Source organism: Rhizobium sp. Nf11,1 (assembly GCF_050587665.1).
Lineage (GTDB): Bacteria > Pseudomonadota > Alphaproteobacteria > Rhizobiales > Rhizobiaceae > Rhizobium.
This window is the reverse complement of record NZ_JBOBHU010000067.1, coordinates 1-1,415: the sequence shown is the minus strand read 5'-3', so window position 1 is coordinate 1,415 and position 1,415 is coordinate 1. Positions and strand designations below refer to the sequence as shown.

The window sequence follows — 1,415 nt, the reverse complement described above, 5'->3', positions numbered from 1 at the left end:
CAGACTGCTGACAAACCCGTCGATATTTTCGGCGGGTTTTGTTTTTGGAGGTTTGGTTGTTTCGAGTTTGGTTGTGAAGCAGGCGAAGTTGGCGGTCTTTTGCCTTCATGTCATGGCTGGTTTGGGTGCTTTGGTGAGCGCCATGGCGATCTTCTTGATGTTTTGGGCGGCGGCGGCAAGCAGGCATTGGCAGGCTACGCGGGTGAGACTTCGGAAGCGGGCATAGCGGTGACCGTGAAGCTGCTTGGCGTCGGCGAAGGAGCGTTCGACCGTCTCTTTGCGGCGCTTGTAGATGGCCTTGCCCCAAGGTGTTAGGCGATGGGCATCAGTGCGTTCACGGGCTTCAGTCCAGACATGGCGGGTGATGGTGCGGATGGCTTTGGTGTTCGATGTGCATGAGGCCAGCAGCGGACAGGTGCGGCAGATGGCGGGATCGGATGTGTAATGCTTGTAGCCGTTCCGATCGGTGGTGGCATAGGCAAGCAATTGGCCCTCGGGGCAACGATAGCCATCCGTGTCAGGCTCGTAGGCGAACTTCGACTTGCGCATCATGCCGTCTTTGGGCGGGGTCGGATTGCGATAGCCGGTAACACCGAGGACGTGCCGGTCCTCCAGGCCCTTGGCTATGCCTGCTGTGGCATAACCGGCATCTAGGCCGACGGCGCCGACCTCGAGGCCGAAGCGGGCGCGCTGCCGGTCCAGCCGGGAAAGATAGACGATCGAGTCATGCACGTTGGCCGGCGTCACATGGGTATCGGTGATGATGGCAAGCTTGCCGTCCACCGTGCGATGATCGAGATAGAAGAAGCCCTTCGGTTTGCCGTCGCGCACCATGTAGCCGCTGTCGGGATCGGTGCGGCTGACCTTGGTCTCCTTGACCTGCGGCTCGCGCTCCCTGTCCTTCAGTGGTTTTTGCCCGTGCAGCATCCGCTCCGCCTCGATCGCCCGGTCGAGATCGGCCCAATAGTCGGCCCGCGACTTGGCAATCATCGCAAGATCATATTTGCCCTTGTTGGCATTGGCCTTCAGATGGGTCGAGTCGGTATAAAGCACTGTCCCGTCCACAAGTTTGTGGGCGATCGCCTGCTCGACAATATGATCGAAGATATCCTGGGCCACACTCGTGTCATTGAATCGCCTCCGCCGGTTCTGCGACAGCGTCGATGCGTCAAACACCCCGTCCGTCAGCTTCAGTCGCAAGAACCAGCGATAGGCAACGTTGACCTCGATCTCTCGCACCAGCTGGCGCTCCGAGCGCACCCCATAGAGGTAGCCGATGAACAGCGCCTTGAACATCAGCGTCGGATCAAGTGGAGGACGGCCATTGTCGGGGCAGTAAAGCCCGGCAACACGATCATGGATGAATGAAAAGTCGATCACCGCATCAATCTTGCGAAGCAGGTGATCCTTCGGAA

At 59.1% G+C, this 1,415-nt stretch carries 1 protein-coding gene; it reads right to left on the bottom strand.

The annotated features are described in order from the left end of the window. Positions 1–105 precede the first annotated feature (105 nt). A partial coding sequence (locus tag ACQ7C1_RS31680) for an IS1182 family transposase (protein ID WP_430961213.1) occupies positions 106–1,415 on the bottom strand: 1,310 nt, incomplete at its 5' end.